The organism is Shewanella sp. HL-SH8 (genome assembly GCF_051165765.1).
GTDB lineage: Bacteria > Pseudomonadota > Gammaproteobacteria > Enterobacterales > Shewanellaceae > Shewanella > Shewanella glacialimarina.
The window spans coordinates 3,272,634-3,296,367 of sequence record NZ_CP195039.1; the positions used below are offsets into that span (position 1 = coordinate 3,272,634).

The 23,734-nt window shown below is 41.7% G+C and carries 17 protein-coding genes, 3 tRNA genes and 1 pseudogene; 5 read left to right on the forward strand and 16 right to left on the reverse strand.

The window, feature by feature from the left end; genetic code table 11:
* The first annotated feature begins 54 nt into the window (after positions 1-54).
* Together ACRWQN_RS14390 and ACRWQN_RS14395 are read left to right on the forward strand one after the other, a co-directional pair.
* Positions 55-1,041 (forward strand): DmsE family decaheme c-type cytochrome, encoded by a 987-nt coding sequence (locus tag ACRWQN_RS14390; protein ID WP_434938487.1) that lies wholly within the window; start codon positions 55-57, stop codon positions 1,039-1,041.
* A gap of 12 nt (positions 1,042-1,053) precedes the next feature.
* A pseudogene (locus ACRWQN_RS14395) lies at positions 1,054-3,142 on the forward strand (MtrB/PioB family decaheme-associated outer membrane protein).
* 189 nt (positions 3,143-3,331) lie between these two features.
* Here the strand turns inward: ACRWQN_RS14395 and ACRWQN_RS14400 are convergent.
* From ACRWQN_RS14400 to ACRWQN_RS14410, 3 genes are all read right to left on the reverse strand, one after another.
* Positions 3,332-3,859, reverse strand: a complete 528-nt coding sequence (locus ACRWQN_RS14400) for a tRNA-uridine aminocarboxypropyltransferase (RefSeq protein ID WP_434938489.1) — start codon at positions 3,857-3,859, stop codon at positions 3,332-3,334.
* Between the two features lie 70 nt (positions 3,860-3,929).
* The gene (locus tag ACRWQN_RS14405) at positions 3,930-4,250 is read right to left on the reverse strand and encodes a hypothetical protein (protein WP_434938490.1); all 321 of its coding nucleotides are present in this window, start codon (positions 4,248-4,250) and stop codon (positions 3,930-3,932) included.
* A 17-nt stretch (positions 4,251-4,267) separates the two neighbouring features.
* Positions 4,268-7,486, reverse strand: a complete 3,219-nt coding sequence (locus ACRWQN_RS14410; RefSeq protein WP_434938492.1) for an SNF2-related protein — start codon at positions 7,484-7,486, stop codon at positions 4,268-4,270.
* 177 nt (positions 7,487-7,663) lie between these two features.
* Here ACRWQN_RS14410 and ACRWQN_RS14415 point away from each other — a divergent pair, with 177 nt between their 5' ends.
* Entirely contained in the window at positions 7,664-8,407 is a 744-nt protein-coding gene (locus ACRWQN_RS14415) for a tRNA (adenine(22)-N(1))-methyltransferase (protein ID WP_434938494.1), read from the forward strand.
* A 24-nt stretch (positions 8,408-8,431) separates the two neighbouring features.
* Here the strand turns inward: ACRWQN_RS14415 and ACRWQN_RS14420 are convergent, their stop codons facing one another.
* The 7 genes from ACRWQN_RS14420 to ACRWQN_RS14450 all read right to left on the reverse strand — a co-directional run bounded on the left by ACRWQN_RS14420 (position 8,432) and on the right by ACRWQN_RS14450 (position 17,155).
* Complete coding sequence (locus ACRWQN_RS14420; RefSeq protein ID WP_434938496.1) at positions 8,432-9,616, reverse strand: trans-sulfuration enzyme family protein; 1,185 nt, start codon at positions 9,614-9,616, stop codon at positions 8,432-8,434.
* A 294-nt stretch (positions 9,617-9,910) separates the two neighbouring features.
* Positions 9,911-10,426: a hypothetical protein gene (locus ACRWQN_RS14425; RefSeq protein ID WP_434938497.1), complete on the reverse strand. Its 516-nt coding sequence runs from the start codon at positions 10,424-10,426 to the stop codon at positions 9,911-9,913.
* 148 nt (positions 10,427-10,574) lie between these two features.
* Positions 10,575-11,645, reverse strand: a complete 1,071-nt coding sequence (oleD, locus tag ACRWQN_RS14430; protein WP_434938499.1) for a 2-alkyl-3-oxoalkanoate reductase — start codon at positions 11,643-11,645, stop codon at positions 10,575-10,577.
* Entirely contained in the window at positions 11,645-13,387 is a 1,743-nt protein-coding gene (oleC, locus tag ACRWQN_RS14435) for an olefin beta-lactone synthetase (RefSeq protein WP_434938501.1), read from the reverse strand. Before oleC ends, oleD begins: the two co-directional genes overlap by 1 nt.
* A 114-nt stretch (positions 13,388-13,501) precedes the next feature.
* Positions 13,502-14,395, reverse strand: a complete 894-nt coding sequence (locus tag ACRWQN_RS14440; protein ID WP_434938503.1) for an alpha/beta fold hydrolase — start codon at positions 14,393-14,395, stop codon at positions 13,502-13,504.
* 65 nt (positions 14,396-14,460) lie between these two features.
* Positions 14,461-15,510, reverse strand: a complete 1,050-nt coding sequence (locus tag ACRWQN_RS14445; protein ID WP_434938504.1) for a 3-oxoacyl-ACP synthase III — start codon at positions 15,508-15,510, stop codon at positions 14,461-14,463.
* Positions 15,511-15,814: 304 nt separating this feature from the next.
* Complete coding sequence (locus ACRWQN_RS14450; RefSeq protein WP_434938506.1) at positions 15,815-17,155, reverse strand: methyltransferase; 1,341 nt, start codon at positions 17,153-17,155, stop codon at positions 15,815-15,817.
* 108 nt (positions 17,156-17,263) lie between these two features.
* On the opposite strand from ACRWQN_RS14450, the gene ACRWQN_RS14455 reads away from it, so the two are divergent.
* Positions 17,264-17,488, forward strand: coding sequence for a DUF1289 domain-containing protein (locus ACRWQN_RS14455; RefSeq protein WP_434938508.1), 225 nt, complete (start codon positions 17,264-17,266; stop codon positions 17,486-17,488).
* A gap of 125 nt (positions 17,489-17,613) precedes the next feature.
* Here the strand turns inward: ACRWQN_RS14455 and ACRWQN_RS14460 are convergent, their stop codons facing one another.
* Together ACRWQN_RS14460 and ACRWQN_RS14465 are read right to left on the reverse strand one after the other, a co-directional pair.
* Positions 17,614-17,967 carry a YajD family HNH nuclease gene (locus ACRWQN_RS14460; protein ID WP_226414380.1) on the reverse strand — a complete coding sequence of 118 codons (354 nt, stop codon included), beginning with the start codon at positions 17,965-17,967 and terminating at the stop codon, positions 17,614-17,616.
* Between the two features lie 109 nt (positions 17,968-18,076).
* Positions 18,077-20,044 carry a BCCT family transporter gene (locus ACRWQN_RS14465; protein WP_434938510.1) on the reverse strand — a complete coding sequence of 656 codons (1,968 nt, stop codon included), beginning with the start codon at positions 20,042-20,044 and terminating at the stop codon, positions 18,077-18,079.
* 516 nt (positions 20,045-20,560) lie between these two features.
* Here ACRWQN_RS14465 and panP point away from each other — a divergent pair.
* A complete protein-coding gene (gene panP, locus ACRWQN_RS14470) occupies positions 20,561-22,201 on the forward strand; it encodes a pyridoxal-dependent aspartate 1-decarboxylase PanP (protein ID WP_434938512.1) in 1,641 nt (546 codons plus the stop codon).
* Positions 22,202-22,719: 518 nt separating this feature from the next.
* Here the strand turns inward: panP and ACRWQN_RS14475 are convergent.
* The 4 genes from ACRWQN_RS14475 to pgsA form a co-directional block, all read right to left on the reverse strand.
* Positions 22,720-22,805 (reverse strand) — tRNA-Leu (locus ACRWQN_RS14475).
* Positions 22,806-22,856: 51 nt separating this feature from the next.
* Positions 22,857-22,930: transfer RNA gene (locus tag ACRWQN_RS14480), tRNA-Cys, on the reverse strand.
* Positions 22,931-22,948: 18 nt separating this feature from the next.
* Positions 22,949-23,024 (reverse strand) — tRNA-Gly (locus ACRWQN_RS14485).
* Positions 23,025-23,181: 157 nt separating this feature from the next.
* Positions 23,182-23,730, reverse strand: coding sequence for a CDP-diacylglycerol--glycerol-3-phosphate 3-phosphatidyltransferase (gene pgsA / locus ACRWQN_RS14490; protein ID WP_226414372.1), 549 nt, complete (start codon positions 23,728-23,730; stop codon positions 23,182-23,184).
* Positions 23,731-23,734: the final 4 nt, after the last annotated feature.

Here is a 23,734-nt window from a genome sequence, read left to right on the forward strand (position 1 = left end):
CGCTTAATGATTTAGCGATATAGCGCTTTTATGGACAAATTAGGAAGTCTACTTATGAAGACCAAAACAACATCTCAAATCTTGTTATCAGCCTTGTTTTCACTGGTGCTGCTAATGGGTTTAGTAAGCCCTGCTAGTGCAGCAAAATGGGATGAAAAAATGTCGCCAGCCGAAGTGGAAGCGACATTAGATACAAAATTTGCTGAAGGTAAATACTCACCTAAAGGGGCTGACTCTTGTTTAATGTGTCATAAGCGTTCAGAAAAGGTCATGGATCTTTTTAAAGGCGTACATGGTGCGATTGACTCCAGCAAAAGCCCTATGGCGGGTTTGCAATGTGAAGCCTGTCATGGCCCACAAGGCTCGCATAACAAGGGTGGTAAAGAGCCGATGATAGCCTTTGGCCCAAACTCTACCCTGCCAGCAGATAAACAAAACAGTGTGTGTATGAGTTGTCACTTAGATGACAAACGCATGTCCTGGAATACCAGTCATCATGATAATGCTGATGTTTCTTGTGCATCTTGTCACAGTGTTCATACAGCCAAAGATCCTGTGCTGTCTAAGCAAACGGAAATGGAAGTCTGTACAAGTTGTCATACTAAGCAAAAAACCGACATGAATAAACGCTCTAGCCATCCGATGAAATGGAATCAAATGACCTGTAGTGATTGTCATAATCCACACGGTAGCTTAGCGGATGCAGACTTAATTAAACCAAGCGTTAATGAAACCTGTTACGAGTGTCACACCGAAAAACGTGGCCCTAAACTTTGGGAACATGCTCCAGTGACCGAAAATTGCGTCAGTTGCCACAATCCTCACGGCAGCGTGAATGACGCCATGCTTAAAACCCGTGCACCGCAACTTTGTCAGCAATGTCATACCAGCGATGGCCATGCAAGTAAAGCTTATTTAGGTAACACAGGTATGGGTTCAAGTGTGGGTGACAATGCATTTACAGGCGGACGCAGTTGCTTAAATTGTCACAGCCAGGTACATGGTTCTAACCATCCATCGGGTAAGCTATTACAGCGCTAGGGAGTTAACACTATGAAGTACAAATTAAACTTAATTACCCTCGCCTTATTAGCGCCAGCCAGCTTTACCGCTATGGCCGGAGGATATGGCTTAGCCAATGCTAATACTGATAATGTAAAATTTGATGCATGGGCTTGTAAAGGATGTGCTGTTGCAACTAGCACAACTGGCAGTATTGGTGTTGGTGTGGGTCATAACAGCCAAAGCGACATAAAGTCAGCTAATGCCTTCAAAAGTGATAATGAATTTGCAGGCAAGTTAGATGCCGATATCAATTATCGCGGTACCCAAGGTTATCGAGCACAGGTAGACGCTACCGATATTGGCATGGACAATGGTCGTGCTGATATTAATGTGGGTAAGCTGGGAACCTATAACCTAAATTTCAATTATCGCTCAATTGCTAGCTATAAAACCAATACCGCACAGACGCCCTACCAAGGCGTTGGTAGCAGCGATTTGACCCTACCCGACAATTGGGTAACCGCGGGTTCAAGCTCACAAATGCCTATGCTTTACTCAAGTTTAAATCCATTTGAATTATCACTTAAACGTGAAAAAACCGGTTTAGGCATTGAATACCAAACGGAATCACTGTTCACAACCTTTGTTAATTATCAGCGTGAAGATAAAACGGGTCTTAAGCAAGAATCGGGGAGTTTTTTCAACCAATCTATCATGCTACCGCAGCCAGTGGATTACACCACAGACACACTAGAAGCCGGTATTAAGCTTAAAGGTGACAATTGGTTTACTAGCTTAAACTATAATGGTTCATCATTTAAAAATGCTAACAACCAATTAAGTTATGACAGTACCTTTAACCCTACCTTTGGTGCTCAAACACGGGGTTACATGTCATTAGACCCAGATAATGAAGCCCATAGCGTATCACTTATGGGTCAGTTCAATGACTCTGCGACTGCGGTATCGGGTCGCTTAATGCTGGGGCAAATGAGTCAAGATCAAGAATTTGTCACATCAGGTTACGGATATCAGCTGCCAGCAGAGTCATTAGATGCTAGCGTTGATATAACAGGCTTAAACTTAAAAGCTGTCAGCAGAATTAGCCGAACGCTAAGAGTGAATGGCAGTTATGATTACAGCGACAGAGAAAACAACACTCAAATTGAGCAGTGGACTCAAATAAGTATCAATAATGTTAACGGTCAAGTGGCTTATAATACGCCCTATGATCACACTTCACATCGGGCTAAGTTAGGTGCTGACTATCGTATCAACTATGGTATTAAATTAGATGGGGGTTATGAATTCAAACGTGATGAGCGAAGCTATCAAGATCGTGAAATCACTGACGATAATAACCTTTGGGCCCGTATTCGTGTCAATAGTTTCGATAATTGGGACATGTGGGTTAAAAGCAGCTTTAGCCAACGTGATGGTTCAGACTATGAAGTATCTGAATGGACATCACAAGAGCAGAATCAATTACTGCGTAAATACTATCTTGCTGACAGGGACAGAAGTCAGGTTGAAGCGCGTGTAAGTCATACGCCAATTGATGAGCTAACTATCGATTTTGGTGCGCGTTATGCACTTGATGATTACACCAATACCGAAATCGGTTTAACTGAATCTAAAGACACCAGTTACAGACGCAAACTTAAGCTATATGTTCAGTGCTGATGTGATGCTAAATGCATTTTACAATCATCAAGTTATCGAGTCTGCTCAATCGGGTAGCAGTAACTTCGCTACCGCAACTTGGCAGGCTAATATTGAAGATGTGATTGATGTAATGGGTGCAGGGATAAGTTACAACAACTTAATGGATAGCCGTTTACGCCTAGGTCTAGACTACACCTACTCAGATTCGGATAGCACCACACAGGTTAGGCAAGGTATAACCGGCAACTATGGTGATTACTTTGCCAAAGTGCATAATGTTAACCTTTATGCGCAGTATCAAGCTACTGACAAAATGGGTTTACGTTTAGACTATAAAATTGAAAAGTACCTAGATAATGATGCCGCCAACGACATCGCCCCAGATGCTATTTGGAATATCGTTGGCTTTGGTAGTAATAACCATGACTATACAGCACATATGATTATGCTAAGTATGAGCTATAAGCTATAACGACTGTGGGAATAGCAACTAACTAAGTTAGAACAATAAACAAGCGAAAAAACGCTAATCTACCATCAAGATTAGTGTTTTTTTTGTAAAGCTCTTGCATTACACCATCAATTAACATTATATTAACAAATGAATTATCTTGTGATTGAAATTTGGGCAAATGGAACTTGCCTAGATTTATTTATGCCTTTAAACCGACCTAGGTTTTGGATTGAAATTAATCAGTTTTTCCCGCAACACATCCGCTTCTGTTGATAATCCACAATAAGATAACAGCAAACAAGCACACTCTGCGGTACACAAGCCTCCTTCAATTTGATTTCTTCTTAAACTAAAAATCGATGGGAGTTCATTCACTAGGGTAATCTTAGTCAATGGATGCAAATAATCACTTCGATTATATATTTTACGTGCTTCTTGCCATGTTGAATCAATAATAATCACATGGCTAAATTCGGCTAACATGTGTGCATTGTCATTATCGATATCAATAAAACGTTGCAGCGGAGCTTGAATATCATTTAATGTTGAGTGTTCTTGTTTGGGAAATAATAAGCCTACCTGCTTAGTCGCTAACTTATCGAGTAAATAAGGATTAGGGTTAACTCTATCCCACACAATAACCTTAACTTGACCCAACATCACCTCGCGAACCAACTTACCCGTATTGGTTTTACGGTCTAACTCTCGTTGATGGGTGAGTAATATAATGTTCATTTAACCCTTTACGTATTTCTGGTGCGTAGGAAGTAAAGCGCTGTTACTGTTATCGAAAGTACAATGGTTGTTAATGCTGAAGTTGTTCATCAATAAAGCTACACCACTCATCGCTATTACGTTGGGGGACTGACTTATCGCCTCTAACACCTAACTTAAATTCAACAACACTTTGCCATTCGTTACCGCCAATATCAGGCCCATGGCCTTGACTATCACCCGAGGTTAACTGTGCTTCAACCTGTTGATACCAGACATCTGAGCATTGTATTTGAGTGGTATGAGTATTTTCATCCGCTGTGGGAGATGATAGCGCTTTAGGAGTGTTTGAATCAGTACACCCCAATAATAAAAATGTCATTAAAAAGCATACTTTCTTAAAATAGCGCATAAATCACCCCTATATTACTAACGTAATAATGCCAATAAATCATCAGCACTGCCTTTCCAAGGGCCTTTTTGGCCATCGGAAAGAATAGAGTCTGCTAGCCCTTGCTTATGCTGCTGCATGGCTTGGATTTTCTCTTCCACTGTGCCCTCAGCAATTAACTTATACACAAAAACGGGGTTTTGCTGACCAATACGATACGCCCTATCGGTTGCCTGGCGCTCTGCTGCTGGGTTCCACCAAGGATCATAATGGATCACAGTATCAGCCGCCGTTAAGTTAAGCCCTGTGCCACCCGCTTTTAAGCTAATTAAAAAGACCGAGTTATCACCTTCTTGGAAGGCATCAATCTGATTTTGGCGCTGTTTGGTTTGGCCGGTTAACTTACTGTAACTAATACCCAATACGTTAAGTTCTTGCTCGATAAGCGTTAACATTGATGTAAATTGGCTAAAAATAAGTACTTTACGCCCTTCTTCTAACATTTCTGGCAAGTTTTGCACTAACCAGTTGAGCTTGGCGTTGTCTGTGACTTTTTGTGCTTGTTCTAATTTCACTAACCTAGGATCACAACAGGCCTGACGAAGCTTTAATAACGCATCTAAAAACTCAATATGACTACTCGACACGCCTTTTTTAGCAAACAATTCGCGCAGTTTTTTCTCCATCACAAGACGGATAGACTCGTACAAGTTACGTTGATCTTTTTCAAGTTCCAATGACTGGATAATTTCAGTTTTTTCTGGCAGTTCAGCAACCACCTGCTTTTTAGTTCGCCTTAACATAAAAGGGGAAATACGCTTACTCAATAAGGTCGACTTATCGGCGTCACCTTGTTTTTCAATCGGGCCTCTAAACTCTTTACTAAAATAAGTGTGCTGGCCAAGCAGCCCTGGCAAGCAAAAATCCATTAATGATTTTAGTTCGCCTAAGTGGTTTTCCAGTGGCGTACCTGACAAACACAATCTAAAACGTCCTTTCAAGGTTTTAATCACTTGAGTCACTTTAGCTTGGGCATTTTTAATCTGTTGAGCCTCATCTAATATAATGTGCTCAAAAACATGTTCATGGTAAATATCTTCATCACGCATAATTAATGGGTAAGTGGTCACTATCACATCGTACTGTTCTAGCTTGTTTAACCATTGATGGCGTTGACTGCCATGGATCACTATAACTTTCAAACTAGGAGTAAACTTTTCAGCTTCTTTTTGCCAGTTACCCACCAGGCTGGTAGGACAAATAATCAAGCTGGGTTTACGATCATTAACGGCGGTATGCTGTTTCACATACAATAAAAATGCTAACGCCTGAACTGTTTTACCTAGCCCCATGTCATCAGCCAAAATACCCCCTAGTTGGTATTCTTTAAGAAAACATAACCAGTCCACTCCCTGCTTTTGATAATCACGTAAAGTGGCATTTAAGCCTTGGGGTAATTCAATCGGCGTAATGCCGTTAAAAGAAGCTAACTTGCTGGCAAGTAAACGTATCCGCTCGCCATTGAGTAACCGTACTTCACTGGCGGTAAGATCATTTAACAAATGAGCACGATTGCGTGGAATTTGAATTGCATCGGTAGAGTTGCGATTAAATAACTCTTGGATCACTGAGATCAATGGCTTAATTGATTTGGCTTTAATTTTAATAAAGCGACCATTATCACTGGGTAATATCAGCTCTTGTTCGTCATCGGGTTCACCATGTTGCTGTAACCATTTTGCTACCAGCGCTAATAATGAAATACGCTGGCCATCAATATCGGCATTTAACGACAACGAAAACCAACCTGACTCATCTTCATCGACAAGATCGACCGCCAGCTCGGCATCAATAATATGTAAGTCAAAGTCATTATCAAAACGAACATCAAACCCTTTTTCGATAAGGTCCTCAGCTCCTTCAGTTGATAATTCAGCCCAGGCCAAAATGGCTTCGGGCAATAAACCTTGGCTTAAAAAATAGCGTTTGTTCTGACTTAAATCTAAAAGCTCATTTAACACAGGAAATAAATTAAGTTGATGTAATTCACTCAAATGCTGCTTTTCAAACTCAACCTGGCGATGGACTTGATATTGCACATTACTTTTTTTGAACAAACTGATGTGTTCAAACTGCTCACTAGCATCGAAACGAATATCGCCATAACAAAATTCAACCCTTATTGCAGGCTGCTTTAACAGGCTATCAGTGCGATTAATCAAACAAAATGTCAGCCGAGTTTTCAGGGCTTGGCTAATTTCTTTAAATTCAATTTCACTCGGAATGGGCACTATTTTAGAAGGGAAATGTTTTAATAAAGCATGGCTTATTACATCCAACTTACCTTTGGGTACCGGTGGCATTTTTTGCAATAAAGTGAGTCGACTAACCGACAAGTCTGTATCAATTTGCCCTAGCTTTAAATAGTCGAGTTCGATAAACAATGGCGGCTCAGTCGCAATAAACTCCCAGTTATTTAATCCTGGCATGGTCATCTGCATTTGAGTATGGTTTTTTTCCATATCGGCCCATATAAACTCAGGGGTAATGCCGTCACAGGAAACTAGCGGGAACCGGTTATCTTCCCAAAAAGCCACATCAGCTTGCATCATTTTCATTAAGGCTAAATAGCCAATTTCGCCTTCAAGGTAAACCTTGTTACCTTGCAAATTATTGGCAAATAATAACCCTATAATTTGCTTGTCTTCAGGGCCTACCCACCAAGGCAAATGTAAACGTAAGTCACTAATAGTGAGTTTACTGCCGCGGTTATACATGCCCTTTTTATTCAGCTTGCTACTTTTTAACTCAACATACACGCCTTGGGGATCACTTGATAAACAGTAAATAATACGATCTAGAACCGCTTCCTCATCAGAATTAGCATGAAGTTTATCTAATCCATCTAGTTGGGTTAACCACTGGGAAACCCTTTGTTCTTCAACCGGTTTATTATCTATTAGTGCTAACAAGGCTGCGGCAACATGTTTACAGTCTCTCCTAACGGGGCAGGTGCAATAAGAGCGCATAATTACTTTGTGATTCACATTGACTAAGCTAATGTCTTGTCGATACGGCTCATCCGCAGCACCTTGGGTATAGGCTTCTATATTGTGGTTGTCGTGGCTAGCAGTCACTTCCAGCACACGCCCCTGGATCAAGTAGTTTTGCGCCTTTTGAATTTGAATAGCGGTAAACAATTTAGCCAATAATTCATGAGATAACTTGATAGGAAGATTAAACAGTTTAGCCGACATTCATTACACCCAGGTGCGCCGCTGAAAATGGTCAAGATAGCGGCAAAAAAGTTAACTTGCCATTTTATGGAAGAATCACGCTAATATCTATATAAATCGAGATTATCTGCGCTAGCGAACAAGTATTTTTGTCGTTACAATCCTGTTTTTAAAACCATATTAGCTGAAATAGATCATATGAAACTCAGTCATCGCTTATCCAATATCGTCAAAATGATCACCCCACAATATGTGCATGTCTGGGATTGTTGCTGCGACCACGGGTTATTAGGTGCTGAGATACTCAATCAAAAACTGGCAACGACAACCCACTTTGTGGATATCGTCCCCGAGCTTATGCAGCAAGTTGAACACAAGCTGCAATTATTTTACCCACTCACTACATACGCAACTGACAACGCTGACACAGCACAGCATTGGCAAGTGCATTGTTTAGATGTAGCGCAATTGCCATTAAATAATTATCAAGGTCGACAACTGGTGATTATTGCGGGTGTGGGTGGGGATTTAATGCTACAAATGGTTCAACAATTGATATACACGCATCCGTCATTAAGCTTAGATTTTTTACTGTGCTCAGTTAATAATGTCGCAAAACTCAGGGCAATGCTTAATGCTAACCACTGCCAATTGATTGATGAGCAGCTTATCAGCGAAAATCGCCGTTATTATGAGTTACTTTACGTCCGCCGGCCGGCAACGAATCAGATAAAGCAGTCATCTGCGCCATTAATAAGCTTGTTGGGCGATAAGATTTGGCAAAGCCATTGCGCTGAGCAATCGGTTGTTATCGAGCGTTACCTAAAGAATGTGCTTATTCATTATAGAAAAACAGCCAACAGTAAATCGGCAATTGATATCAGCTTATATGAAGGCTATCAGCACATCGCCGACAGCCTTCAGCTAGCGTCTGAAGTCTAAAGACTAATCGTTAACATCTCGCAATTAACTCAGTGCTTGCTCGATGTCATCAATCAGATCTTGCACATTTTCAAGACCCACTGAAATTCGTAACAGATTGTCTGTGATCCCTGCTGCCAGTCTTGCATCGGGAGAATAAGGAGAATGAGTCATCGACGCTGGGTGCTGAATAAGTGATTCGGCATCGCCCAAGCTAACGGCAATGGTAAACAGGCCTAAACGATTAACAAATTTCATCGCATCTTGCTTGTCACCCTTGAGTTCAAAGGCAATAACGCCGCCAGCACGTTTCATTTGAGTGCCAATGAACTTATGTCCGGCATGTTTGGCTAAACCAGGATAAAACACCTTGCCAAAGGCGGGATGTTTATCTAAATATTCAGCCAGAACTTCTGCATTATCACAATGACGCGCTAAACGCACATCTAAGGTTTTTAAACCGCGTAAGATTAACCATGCATCATGCGGTGATATCACCCCGCCAAAGTCTTTCAGTATTTCATATTTAAGTTTATGTAAATGCTCACTACTGCCACACACTATGCCGGCTATGACATCACCATGACCATTGAGGTATTTAGTCGCGCTGTGGATCACCATATCGATCCCCATTGCCAGCGGTTGCTGCAATAAAGGCGTCATAAAAGTGTTATCAACAATCGATACTAGGTTATGTTTTTTAGCGATTTGAGCCAGTGCCGCTAAATCAAACACATCTAAATGCGGATTTACCGGTGTTTCACAAAAAAGTACTTTAGTTTGCGGGGTAATCGCCGCTTCTATCGCCGCTAAATCAGCAAAATCAACTAGGGTGGCTTTTATACCTAAACGGTTCAGCTGGGTTGTCATTAATGCAAAGGTACAGCCGTAAACCGCTTTAGAGGCCACTAAATGATCACCCGCTTGCAAGTGGGTAAGTAAAGCACTTGATACCGCCGCCATGCCTGAGGCACACGCCGCGGCGTCTTCAGCGCCTTCTAGCAGTGCCATCTTACGTTCAAGCTCTGAAGTGGTGGGATTACCTAAACGAGTATAAATATAGCCAGCTTCGTCTCCCGCAAAGCGTGCTCCACCTTGTTCTACGTTATCAAATACAAATGTGGCACTTTGGTAAAGCGGGGTAACTAACGCGCCAAAGGCTTCACGCTGATGACCACCATGAATCGCTAATGTCGCCAAATTCCATTTGGCTTGCTTGTTATCTTGCATCTTGTTCTCCTAGCTCACTTTAGTTGTAGTAGTTTTAAGGTAGTGAGCCAATTTAAGATACAGTGGAATAAGATATAACCAATATGGATAAGCAAAATAGTTTCGGGCAAGATGTAAATACAATGTTACATAACCTAGATGGTAGCGATATGAGTAGAGCATGTTACTGATTAAAGCCTATGTTAACTCAAGCCTTCACCCATATATCTGATGCTTTGAACTAAAAACAACAAATTAAAGGCTTTAGACTAAACAATTTAGGGTAAAGCCTAAGCCTAAAGATATAAAATAAGTTTAGATCCGTCGCCAAATCTCGGTCTCTTTTAACACACCATTTTCAACGCGCTTTGTATGCAGTTGGTTTTGCTTAAGCTGATATTCAAATTTGAAGCTTACATCTTCAGCTACTCCAAATGAATTCAGTACCGGTTTTTCGATATAAAATTGATCAGTTAGTTGATAGGTTCCGGTTCCCGCAGCCCAAAATTGTTTAGAACCCTGGACAGACTTCATCGTGGTAAAACTGAAATGACTTTTAGATATTATTTTGATCGAAGTTAAATGCAGACTTTTATAATCGACCCATTGCTGCTTGTCATCAAGATATTGACCTGACACTAGCTGCCATGTACCGATTAATGGATTAGATTCAACGTGATCCTGTTCAGCATAAAACACTTCAAGCTGAGTATTTAACGGAATAGCTTGCCCCGTTTGAGCCATAGTCAGGCTGACAAGGATAAGTAATAAACTGTAGCGACTAGCAGATAATAGGACATTTGAAGATGAGAGAACAGATTTGATATGCATAACACTACTTCCTTATAGCATTGATCATAAATAGGTTGTGAAGATTAACTAGCTCGCAGCATACTTTAAAATGATGAACAGTAAATTACACTAAAGTCTGCATATCAGTCTGTGTGTCAAAAGTGAATTGAGCTGATAAGTAAATCAATTACCGCGAACTGACTAGTGAGTCAGCTAATCGAAGCATCCCCTCGTCAATCGATACCAGAGGTTGATAACCTAAGTCTTGTTTAGCGGCGCTAATATCAAAATAATGACTGGTTGATAACTGCTTAGCGACAAACTTGGTCATGATTGGCTCTTGTGATTTATTTAATGCCAAATAAACAAACTCAAGTAAGGCGCCTACAGCATAAGCTAATCCCGCTGGCACTCGCTTACTCACCGGAGGTAAATCAACACTGGCTAATATTTTATTGAGCATTTGCGCCATGGTAATAGGTTGATCATTACTGAGAAAATACGCTTTACCCGCGGATTTTGCCGCCGTGGTTAAATCAACCGCCGCAAGAATATGCGCATAGGCCGCATTATCGACATAAATGGTATCGACTAACTTATCCTGCTTGCCGACCAGCTTCAAGCGCCCTGCTTTGGCTCGCTCAATGACCCGCGGGACAAGGTGGGGATCATTCGGCCCCCAGATAAGATGCGGTCTTAATGCGGTTGTTTTTAAGCTTGGGCTATTGGCCGCTAGCATCATTTTTTCAGCAACCGCCTTAGACTCACCGTAATAATTTAAATAGCTTTTGGCATAAGGCGCCTGTTCATTGATACTATTTTCATCCTCACCGGCAAAGGTCACACTTGGGGTGCTGGTATAAATTAAGTATTGAATATTTAATCGTTGGCAGGCGTTAATAATGTTATCTGCGCCATCAACATTAGGTGAAAAATAACTCTGTTTACTGCCCCAAACTCCGGCCTTAGACGCCACATGGAATACCAGATCACAGCCTTGCATCGCCTCAGTCACTTGCTCAGGGTTAGCAATATCGCCATGAATTAAGTTCACGCCCATCTGAGTTAATTTAGGGTAATCACTTCTTGCAAAACCCACCACGGCAATACCTGCGGCAATGAGTCGTTTACAGATAGCAAAACCTAAAAACCCCCCTGCACCGGTGACAAAAACCTTCGCCACCTTTTGCTTGAGTTGATTTAGTGCAACTTGCTCTTCAATTGGATAATCGGTCAGCATAGTGTGTTGTTCAAACATTATTCTTTCCATTCTTTTTGAGCCCAAACTGCTAATTTTTCACGAAATATTTTAGCATTATGACGCACATCAACCGGGAATTCTGGATGAATTAAAAAGCGGCTTATCCCCTGGGTATGTGGATGAGCATTAGCAAGTTCGAGTAGGGCTTGATACAGCACTTTGGAGGTTGAGCACACCACCCCTTTATTCAGTTCTATACATAAGAGTGGCACAATACTGCCATCAATAGTCACTGGCACTAATGCTGAACGTTTCACTTGCTCATGGGTATTAAACACGCGCTCGCAAGGGATAGAAAAATACCGCTTTTCATACTGGCCCTTCACGCTGGCATCAACTCTGTGGGCTTTTCGGCCGCACATCCACAGTTGGTTATTCTCATCAAGGTAGCCAACATCACCCATTCGGTGACGCATCTGCGTGCCGTCTTGTATTTTTGCCCCTGCGGTGGCGCTATCACGTTGATAGTAGGCCTGGCTGACCATGGCACCTTTCACCACAATTTCGCCTATTTGATTAGCGGGTAATATTAAATAGTCTGTCCAATGGGCGATGGGTTGCTCAATAATATCGATAATCGCTATTTCAACACCCTCAATGGCCTGACCGACACAAATGCCTGCGCCTTGATCGGTTTTATCTGTGGTGGTGAATAATGCGCTGCTGGCAATTTTACTGATGGGCAACGACTCAGTCGCGCCATAGGAATTAAGCACTTCAACGTCAGGCTCAAGCATATTGCTGAAACGTTTGATAGATGAAATGGTTGCTGGCGCGCCGGCTGAAATAACCCGCTTTATCGAGGTCAGCTTATGTTGAGTTTGCTCGCCAGCCTGGCCTAATCGTTCAAGAAGTGCGGGGTTAACAAACATATTACTGCATTGATATTGCGTGATTGCCGCAAATAAGTGTTTCGGCTCAGCCGTAATGGGCTTACTGGCATCCATGTCTGGCACAATTGAAGCCATGCCTAAGGCGGGGCCAAATAATGAAAACAGCGGAAAAGTGGCTAAGTCGCGTTCGCCAACGCTAATGCCATAGTCATTTCTTAAGGCACTGATTTGGGCCTCAAACATTTTATGGCTGTAAACCACGCCTTTGGGCGTGCCGGTACTGCCACTGGTAAACAGAATTGCGGCCATGTCATCTTCGGCTAATTTAACCATAGGATAACGATTGTACTGGGTACCATTAACCTGTTTTAACGACTCAATGCTGAGGCAACCTGCCAGCCAGCGCTCAACGCGATTACCGCCAACATTAATGCAATACTTGACTGATTTTTTACCCCAACCGAGTACACGTCTTGCTATATGGGCTTTAGGTATACCAATAAAAGCGTCAGGTTTAGCTTCAATAAAGCATTGCTTTAGATTGTTAATCCCCATACCTGGGTCGACTAAAATGGGAATGATACCGGCTTTAAAAAGTGCAAAAGTAAGATTGAAAAAAGCGATACTTGGCGTCACCATCAATACCGCTTTCATGCCCTGTTGAATGCCAGCGGCGTTCAGCTTATAGGCCATCTCGTCGGATTGTTTATCCAGTTGGGCAAAGGTTAACTCTTGGTATTGATACTGGCCGTTACCTTTAGCCTGTTGCACGGCAACCGCTAATAAATCAGGGCTGTGCATAGCCGCATTCACTAAATGCTGACACAAATTAGCATATTCAGTTACTGAGTCAGGCTGCGTGTGTTGATCCGCTGTAGGATCTGGCAAAGATGTTGTATTAGTCATAAATAGCTGAGTTACTTAATCAAAGTGGAATAAAAATAATGCCAATTAAATCAATTTGCCGTTATTACCGATAGAAATTCTTAAGTCTTTAATAAAAAAGGCTCCGAAGAGCCTTTAGTTTTGCTTGATAAAACCTTGGATGAGCTCAATAACATCATCACTGGCGTCTTCCAAAATATAATGTCCACAGTCTGCAAACTCATGAACTTCAGCGTGGGGCATACGTACTCGCCACTCGGCTAAAAAGTGTTTATCAAACACAAAATCTTGTAAACCAAAACAAATCAAGGTGGGCACATCCGCAAACTTAGCTAGGCTATCACCAATGTCAGTGACTAAATCAAAGTTACGATCACCTGGCTTTAATGGGATATCCTGCACAAAACGAATGGTCGAAATACGGTTTTTCCACGAATTAAATGGCGCGACATAGGCTTCACGCACGGCTTTATCCATAGGTTTGCGCTTAACACCGACATACGATGCCGCAGATGAAAAAGCATTTAAACCGCGCACTAACAAGGTGCCTAATAAGGTTTCACGGCAAATCCACAATGCCCACGGAAACGGCTTAGACTGAGGTAAATGGAACGCTGCTGTGTTCAAATACACTAAACGTTTAATTCGCTCAGGATGACGTGCTGCAAAGCCTGTGCCTATCATCCCGCCCCAGTCATGACACACTAAGGTAATGTCCTCTGTAATACCTAAACTGTCTAGTAGAGCTTCTAAATCATCAATACGATTGTTTAGGGTGTAATCATAATCAGGATCATTTGGTTTGTCGGATATTCCACAACCTATATGATCAGGCACAATACACTGATGATTAGCACTAAGCGCACTGACTAAGTTGCGAAAGTAATAACACCAGCTTGGGTTACCATGAACCATAACAACAGGTTCGCCCTTGCCTTCATTAATATAATGTAACTGATGGCCATTTCTATCTAAAAAATGGCTTTCAAATGGCAGTAATGACTGTAATTGTTCTGTGTGCGACGTCATGATGTGTCCTATTGAATGCTTATTGTTTTATGTTCAATGAGTTGTGTTCAATTAATAAGGGATTTTTACCACTTAATCCCTAACATCATGCAGTTCAAACCACTGCCAATACCTAAAAAGCTGACTTGATCGCCTTGACGTAAAAAACCTTCATCATGGGCCATAGCCGCAGTAACGGGCAAAGACACCGTGCCCATGTTGCCTAAGGTTTGATAGGTTGGATATTCTTTTTCTTGCGGAATGTTTAACGCATTCAACACTTGCCTACGATTAGATGCCCCTACCTGATGGCAAATGACCTTATCAACCTGTTCCACAACCCAATCACGCTGTTCTAAAAAATGATCCCAGGTATGCTTGGCTAAGTCGACGCCTTCTTTTAACAAGGTTACCGCATCGGTACGCATAAATTCGCGGTACAACATATGCCCCGCTTCCTGTAAGCCCCACTCGCATAAATTGTGATGCTCGGGCGCTGAAAGATGACTTGCGCCTAATAATTGGTGCTGACGAGTATTTTTAAGCGATAAACTACCATCAGTCAAAATAACTGCCACCGCGCCAGAACCACCTGTTAAAGTCGCTAATGACTGGGCAAAATTTTGCATAGTCGGTTCAGCCAGCATATGGTCAATGGTTGCTTCAACGATATCGCGAGCAGATTCACAAGACACCACCATACCGGCTTTAATTTGTCCAAGTTCAATTCGATTAGCAATATCTAAAATACCGGATAAAACGCCTAAGCAAGCATTACTGATATCATAAATAGCAGTATCTTTAGATACACCTAACTTAGCGGCAATACGACAAGCCGTTGCCGGTTCGTGTTGGTCACGGCACACTCCGGTATAAACCACAGCCCCTAAGTCGCTCACATTGATGCCGGTTTCATTCACTGCTTTGTTTGCCGCAGCAATTGCACCGTCAGATAGACGATGACCTTTAGGCCACCAGCGGCGCTCAGTAATACCCGTTAAAGCAGCAAGTTGCCCCATAGGTATACGAAACTTTTGATATAAAGGCGCAAGACGAGATTCGAGATCTAGACTTGTGACAATTTGAGGCGCTAGCTCATAAGCCAGACTATTGATAAACACGCGAGAGTATTTCATTAAACCATTTGTTCACTTTTACTCAATACCACTCAGATTTGGCTTAAATATCCAAAGCACAGGGTCATTTATACCAAGATGTCGTTACACAAACATCACTGTTGGGTGGCTTGATTTGTTGTAATTCACTAATAACCCGACATTTGAACAAGAATGGCTTAAAACTGCAATAAAAAACCGTTAAAACTCACATGGTTTTGCTATTTAATTATTTGCTTGCTGTTAGTTAAGTTTGCGCTAGATAACTGAATCAATCAGACTTTTATGAAATAAAACAGTCTAAACAAAAGCTTAATGGCATAAATTAAACCAAATGTGTTTTATAGGCATGGATTAAAGCATTTCTTGGGGTTATTTCAGTTGGACAAAATTCCGTCAGTGTTACCTGGTAACCTTGATCGTTTAAAAAGCACACCCTATCTATTAACAACCATTGCTCGATAGCTTGCCTGAATAAATGTCGAACCAAATCGATCCGCTGGGTTAACCTCTGACGGTTAAGCCCTTGCTGAAGATAATCATCAAAAATAGTATCACTGGGTATAGATATACTTTTTTGGGCTGCAGCCCAAACACAAAAATCACTAAACGAACCAGCTAACTGGCTTTGCTTAATGGTGGGTACGGGCAAATATTGATCCGATTGGCGTACTGTTCTTTGCAAACTATCAAACCCTAAACGCCATGCTATTTCTTGTTGTCTTAGGGTATTGTGTTTTTGATTGGCAATCACGCTTTGCTGCAATGGCAATTGTAAATCGTGACGGGACAAGGTTAATTTAGCTTGTTTTGCGATATTTGATAATGGCTGATAATGGCTATTTTGAATTAAATGATAACAACATGGCGAAATTGAAATAATCTGGGTACCTGCTTCACTGGCCAAGCGAAGTAAACGAACATGTAAATCGCCACAAGCATGCAAAGCCACTGCATGTTGTGTTTGTTTAATCGGTGAAGTATTTGCGCCAACATCGGCAAACGCATCTGCACAAATAAATTTCTGATCTAACTGCCATTTATCAGCAAAAGACTGCCCTTGCTCACAGAGATCCTGTTGCCACTCTAAGCTGGTCACAGAACCTTGTTGTGTTTTTGCAATCAATCGGCCTAAATGTCCCTTACCAGCGCACCACTCAAGTATTGGAAGGTGGTCATGGTTATTAGCAAAAGCCTGCTCAGTAAAAGCAATAATTTGTTGCCATTTACGGCCTTTAATATGACCACTGAAATGTTTAAGGGCAGACTCATCAATAGGCTGATTTATTTCCGCTGCCAACTCATAAGCTTGGCGATTAAGTAACGGCAGCAAACTGAGAGTCTGGTGCTGTTTTGCAGCTTGCAAATCCTGTTCTAATGCCGGCAGTAAACTGCTTAACAGTAACGAGGGGTTACTGTCTATTAGATCAATCTCAGTATCAGGAATGCGCCATAGTTTGGCAGTTAATGTTGGAAATGCTTGTTGCCAAGGCAGGTACTTGCAATCAAACGCCACCACCTGCCATAAAGGCTGAGTCAACGCCAATAACGTGGATAATTGGCTGAGCCGAGTGGCGTAATCTGGCTTAATAACATCTTTTTGGGGGAGATCAGCAGATTGCGTTAACTCGCTATCTTGCTGAGATATTTGAACCTGTTCGGCCATAATGACAGTTAACACATTAGCAAATCGATGACTGCAATTGTAACAGCTCAATTTTAAACATGATAATATCAAGGCATATCATTACCGAAAAATAGGCTGGTAAACTTAATGCATTCACCTTGCGTCGCTCGATGTGGCTTAAATGAAGATGATTTCTGTATGGGGTGTTATCGACATGTCGATGAAATTGTTATCTGGTCACAGGCCAACGATCAACAACAGCAACACATTTTGGATCAACTAGAATCTCGTAAATTACAGTTCGCTGACAGTAAAAATAGCCAGGCTCTATCAAGAGCTAAATGGTTAGATGCTGAAAAAAGATTACTTTAGGCAAACATCACAGCATTATTAATGTATTAACTGGCACTCTCAAGCAAACGTAAACAATAGCACTCAGCTTGACCCGTTAACGGCATTCAAGCTGATATGGATATTGGCACTATGAATAAATCAGCTTACTTTTTCATCATCGATTTTAAATTGGCAAACGGATTATGGGTCGCGACATCTTGCTTGTTTTCTGTGGTACTGCCATAACGAATTAACTCTTCAAAACGCGAATGTTCATTATCATGACAATATAAACACAATAACTCCCAATTAGTGCCGTCTGACGGATTATTGTCATGGTTATGATCACGATGATGTACGGTTAACTCACTCAAGTTTTTATGGGTAAACTCTCGAGTACAGCGTCCGCAAACCCAAGGATAGAGCTTTAACGCCTGTTCACGATAACCAGTCTCACGCTTGGCTTTATAGTCTCTTGCTTCAGCCAATACCTTGTCTAATTTGCTCTCACCAACCATGTCGAATCTAACCTCAGCATAAATAAATTGCCCCAAGGATAATAAGGCTTATCGCTTGGGGCAATGATTTTGTTTTGTTAATGCACAAATGTGCAGTAATTAGCGTTGATTAATCGACAAGTTCCGCATGCGACAAGTGCACATAATGCAAATAACGCTCATATTGAGTGACAATATCTGCTGTAATTTGCTCTTGAGTGTAACCCATCACATCATATTGCTGACCACCGTGCTCAAGGAAAACCTCCACACGATAATAGGCTTGATCAGAGCTAATATTCTCTTCTGTTGTGCCCGTAACTGTGTAAGCTCGTATTCGAAGGCCATATACAAACGATAATAAGTCATCGGGACCAATAACTAACCTAACCCGCTCATCCTTAAAAATAATATCCGCTAATTGGCCCTTGCTTATTAACGTATCTCTCATCTCGGTTAAAGCCGGTTGAGCTATGGTATCAAGATAATTTTGTGCATCCTCTCTAGTGGGCATAGACACTAAAATATCTAACCTGTCTTGCCAGGTCATATTGGCCTTAACATATTGCACGCTGGTATTGTGTGACTGCACGCTGTTGATTTTAAGCCAATCATCTTTTAATGCTTTATACAGACCCACACACATCAATAGCATCACGATTAAAAATGGCATTGCACTGGCGATAGCGGCCGTTTGCAGCGCTTGTAAACCACCCGCCACCAATAACACAGATGCTACAACACCCTGTAATGCAGCCCAAAATATACGTTGCCAAACCGGAGCATTATTGTCACCGCCCGAGGTTAAATTATCAATAACCAGTGAGCCAGAATCCGATGATGTCACAAAGAATGTCACCACTAAACAGACAGCAATTGTTGATAAAATCGTCGAGAATGGCATGTGTTCAAAAAACTTGAACAGTGCAACTGATACATCACTGGATACCGCTTCAGATAAATAACTCGCACCATGATTGGCAATGGCATCGATTGCCGTATTACCAAACACTGTCATCCATAAAAAAGTAATCGCTGATGGCACAAATAACACGCCGATTAAGAATTCACGAATAGTACGCCCGCGACTGACGCGCGCAATGAAGGTACCCACAAAAGGAGACCATGAGATCCACCAGCCCCAATACAATAATGTCCAACCACCTATCCAGTCATCTTTTTGCTCATAGGCATATAAGTTAAATGTTTTACCAACAATCTCACTTAAATATCCACCGGTGTTTTGCACAAAAGATTGCATCAACAACACAGTTGGCCCCAGCACTAATACCGATACCATTAATAATAATGCTAAACCTAAGTTCAACTCACTTAAGCGTTTTACGCCTTTATCGAGTCCTGAAAACACCGATAAAGTGGCAATGCCTGTGATGATCACAATCAACACCACCTGCACAGTGGTATTGTTAGGCAGGCCGTCAATAAGATAGCTCAAACCTGAGTTTATCTGCAGCACACCAAAACCTAATGAAGTAGCCACACCAAACATAGTGCCAAGTACCGCAAAGGTATCAACGGCATGACCAATTGGGCCATAAATCCGCTCGCCAATTAACGGGTATAAAGCGGAGCGAGGTAATAAAGGTAATTTGTGTCGATACGAGAAGTAGGCTAAAGACAATGCCACTACAGCATAAATAGCCCAAGCATGAATGCCCCAGTGGAAAAAAGTAATCTTTAATGCATCTTTCGCCGCTTTAATCGATTCAGGTGATGCATCGGGTGGTGCCAGGTAGTGCATCACAGGCTCTGCTACACCAAAGAACATCAGCCCTATGCCCATACCTGCCGAAAACAGCATGGCGATCCAACTTTTATAACTATAATCAGGCACAGAATGCTCTGGCCCCAGCTTAATATCTCCAAAGCGGCTCATCATCACAAAAATGATAAACACTAAGAAGATGGCAACGCCTAATATGTACATCCAACCCGTTTTTACTTCTAACCAGTGCTGTACTGATTTAAAAAACAAGTTAGCTTCAGTTGGTGCGATGGCACAGAGTAAAACCATCATGGTAATAAGAATAACTGAAGAGAGAAATACAGGCGGGTTGATACTTGTCTTAATAGACATAATGTCTCCCGTAAAAAGTAACGTTTTGTACCAAAAAGTTAATTAAATAATAGGTGTTATTCTTTAATTAAAACGGCACAAAAATTAGTGGCTAATACTAGCATAACTGACGGCTATTTAGTGCAGGCATGCGAATAAACATGACTCTAGTGAGGTAATCGAACATTTTTATTGTGTATGTGTAAAATAAAAACACCTAATCAGTTAACAAGCCGTAACTGTCGACCAACGCAAAATGATTGCCAATTTAGCCGAGCATGCGTTTTGCCGCAAACCATGCAGAAATTCAATGTGCCTAACATGGGTATTGCGCATTAGTTACTGCGGTTAGTTTAGGTGATAAAGCTGTAGTAAAAATATGACGATTGCGCCACAGGCAATGAAGATAAAAACTTGAAGCAAACTAAGCCATAAAGTAAAGTTAGCCCCCTTATTTCGTCAATGGGTATTGTTGTACTTCTATCAACATTAACCAATACTCATTGAGGCGCTTTTTTATTATTACGGCAAGCCTAAATGACCTCGAATATAACCCGTCAAGCTGATGCATCAGAACAAAGTTTATTGCGCATTTTTACTGTGCCAGAAGATGCTAAGTCGACCTTAAGTATTATCGAACAAAAGCTTTCCCAAGACTTAGCAGGCTTTTTGGGAAACAGCATTGCCGCGTTAGAAAAACCATTGGCAGAAATAGAAACCGACTTTCAAGCGTTTGAAATACCAGCTGCGCCTCGCTTTGTATCTGATTACACAGATGAAATTATGCAAAACTTAGTGGCGCATTCGGTGCACACTTCTGCGCCGAGTTTTATTGGTCACATGACCTCTGCCTTACCCTATTTTGTATTGCCCTTGTCTAAAATGATGGTTGGGCTCAATCAAAACTTAGTTAAAATTGAAACATCTAAAGCCTTTACCCCACTTGAGCGTCAGGTTTTAGGCATGATGCATCATTTAATTTATGATCAAAATGAAGCTTTTTACCAACAATGGATGCACAGCGCTAATCATTCTTTAGGTGCATTTTGCTCTGGTGGTACAGTAGCCAACATTACTGCACTGTGGATAGCCCGCAATCAAGTGTTAAAAGCTGAGGGAAGTTTCAAAGGTGTAGGCCGAGAAGGCATGCTCAAAGCACTACGCCATTATGGTTATGATGACTTAGCAATTTTAGTGTCTGAACGAGGCCACTATTCATTAGGTAAAGCCGCTGATTTACTCAGCATTGGTCGGGATAATATTGTGAGTATTCCTACGGATGCCAATAATAAAGTCGATGTATCCGCCATGCGTCAAGCCGCGTTAAAGCTTGAAAAAAATAATATAAAAGTAATGGCCATAGTCGGCGTTGCTGGCACCACAGAGACAGGAAACGTAGACCCACTAACCGAGTTAGCCGAACTCGCCACAGAACTTGGCTGCCATTTTCACGTTGACGCAGCCTGGGGCGGCGCCAGTTTACTGTCCAATAAGTATCGTTATTTACTTAAGGGGATTGAACTGGCTGACTCAGTGACTATTGATGCCCATAAACAAATGTATGTGCCAATGGGTGCCGGTATGGTGTTATTTAAAGACCCTGAACTAGCACATACTATTGCCCATCATGCGGAATATATTCTCCGTGTGGGATCAAAAGATTTAGGCAGCCAAACCCTTGAGGGCTCTCGCCCTGGCATGGCGATGCTAGTGCACGCTTGCCTACAAATTATTGGTCGTGAAGGCTATGAAATATTAATCAATAACAGCTTAGAAAAAGCCCGCTATTTTGCACAGCTAATTGAGCAACATTCAGAGTTTGAGCTAGTCACCGAACCAGAGCTTTGTTTGTTAACCTATCGGTATGTGCCGCTGTCGGTACAGTTAAAGCTGACTGAAGCAATTGCGATTAATGACTTTGAAAAGGTTGCCAGAACTAATGAGCTTTTGGATGGCTTAACTCAATTTATTCAAAAGCACCAGCGTGAACAAGGTAAGTCATTTGTATCTCGCACCCGTATTCGCCCTGCAAGGTATCAAAGACAGCACACAACCGTATTCAGAGTGGTTTTAGCGAATCCGTTAACCAGCCATGAAATCTTAGCTGACGTGCTCAACGAGCAAACCCAAATAGCCCAATTAGATAACGAATTTTATCCGCAATTACTGGCGCTATAGTCTTCAAGACTCAAGTTTTAAGCCTCAACTGTGATTGTTGAGGCTTTTTTTTGATAAAAAACTAATACCGATAAACTTATTAACCCAATAAATTTCAGGCATAAAAAAGCCCCGACGTAATGTCGAGGCTGGTTTATCCATCACTCAATCCAGATATAAAATATCAAAGTGAGTCTAATAATGGTACCCGAGGCCAGACTGTTCTGACAACGACAGTGGCGCGCTTGCTTTAGCGTGCCTGCTAATTCAAACATTAAAACCTACAGGCATAAAAAAGCCCCGACGCAATGTCGAGGCTGGTTTATCCATCACTCAATCCAAATATAAAATATCAAAGTGAGTCTAATAATGGTACCCGAGGCCAGACTGCACTGACAACGACAGTGGCACGCTTGCTTTAGTGTGCCTACTAATTCAAACATTACTAACTTTCAGACATAAAAAAGCCCCGACGTAATGTCGAGGCTGGTTTATCCATTACTCAATCCAGATATAAAATATCAAGGTGAGTCTAATAATGGTACCCGAGGCCAGACTTGAACTGGCACGCTTATTCAGCGAGGGATTTTAAATCCCTTGTGTCTACCGATTCCACCACTCGGGCAAAGTGTTGTTTTAATTGCTAAAGACATATAAGCAATCAAACTCAATTTAGTGGAGGCGCGACCCGGAGTCGAACCGAGGTCGACGGATTTGCAATCCGCAGCATAGCCATTCTGCCATCGCGCCACAACGTAAAAAAGGATTTGGAGCGACATATCAGGTTCGAACTGATGACCTATACCTTGGCAAGGTATCGCTCTACCAACTGAGCTAATGTCGCGTAAATCTGATTAACTCGCTTTAAGCACTAGGCTGTCTAGCTGTTAGTCTCTTGTCTACGGGGGTGCATTTTACCGATTTCATCCCCGGTGTCAATTGCTGTTTTTATTAAAACTTATCATTTGCGCACTAAATAATCTTATTGAAGTATTTATGTGCTATTCCGCGGTTAAATCATTCCAAGCCGCTGAAATGTAACTTATCATCGACCAGAAAGTCAGCAATGCTGCCACATAGAACAACACATAGGCCATATCCGTTAGAAATGGCGTAGGTTGCCAAATCAAACCGACTATCGCGGCCATTTGGGCTGCTGTTTTATATTTGCCAATCCAGGACACGGCAACAACACCACGTTTTCCTATTTCAGCCATCCACTCTCGTAATGCTGAAATAACAATCTCACGCCCAATCATAAACAATGCGGCTAGAGTTAGATAAATATTATCATTTTGCTGAACCAACAAGACTAATGCAGTCGATACCATCACCTTGTCTGCAACTGGGTCTAAAAAAGCACCAAAACGGGTTAGTTGACCTAATTTACGGGCAGCATAACCATCTAATGCATCCGTCACCGCAGCAAGCCAGAAAATAAATGCTGCAGCAAAAGGTGCCCAAGTATAGGGTAAATAAAAGAAAAATATAAATACAGGCAGTAGCACTAAACGAAACAGTGTTAATGCAATAGGTAAGTTAAACGGCATAAAT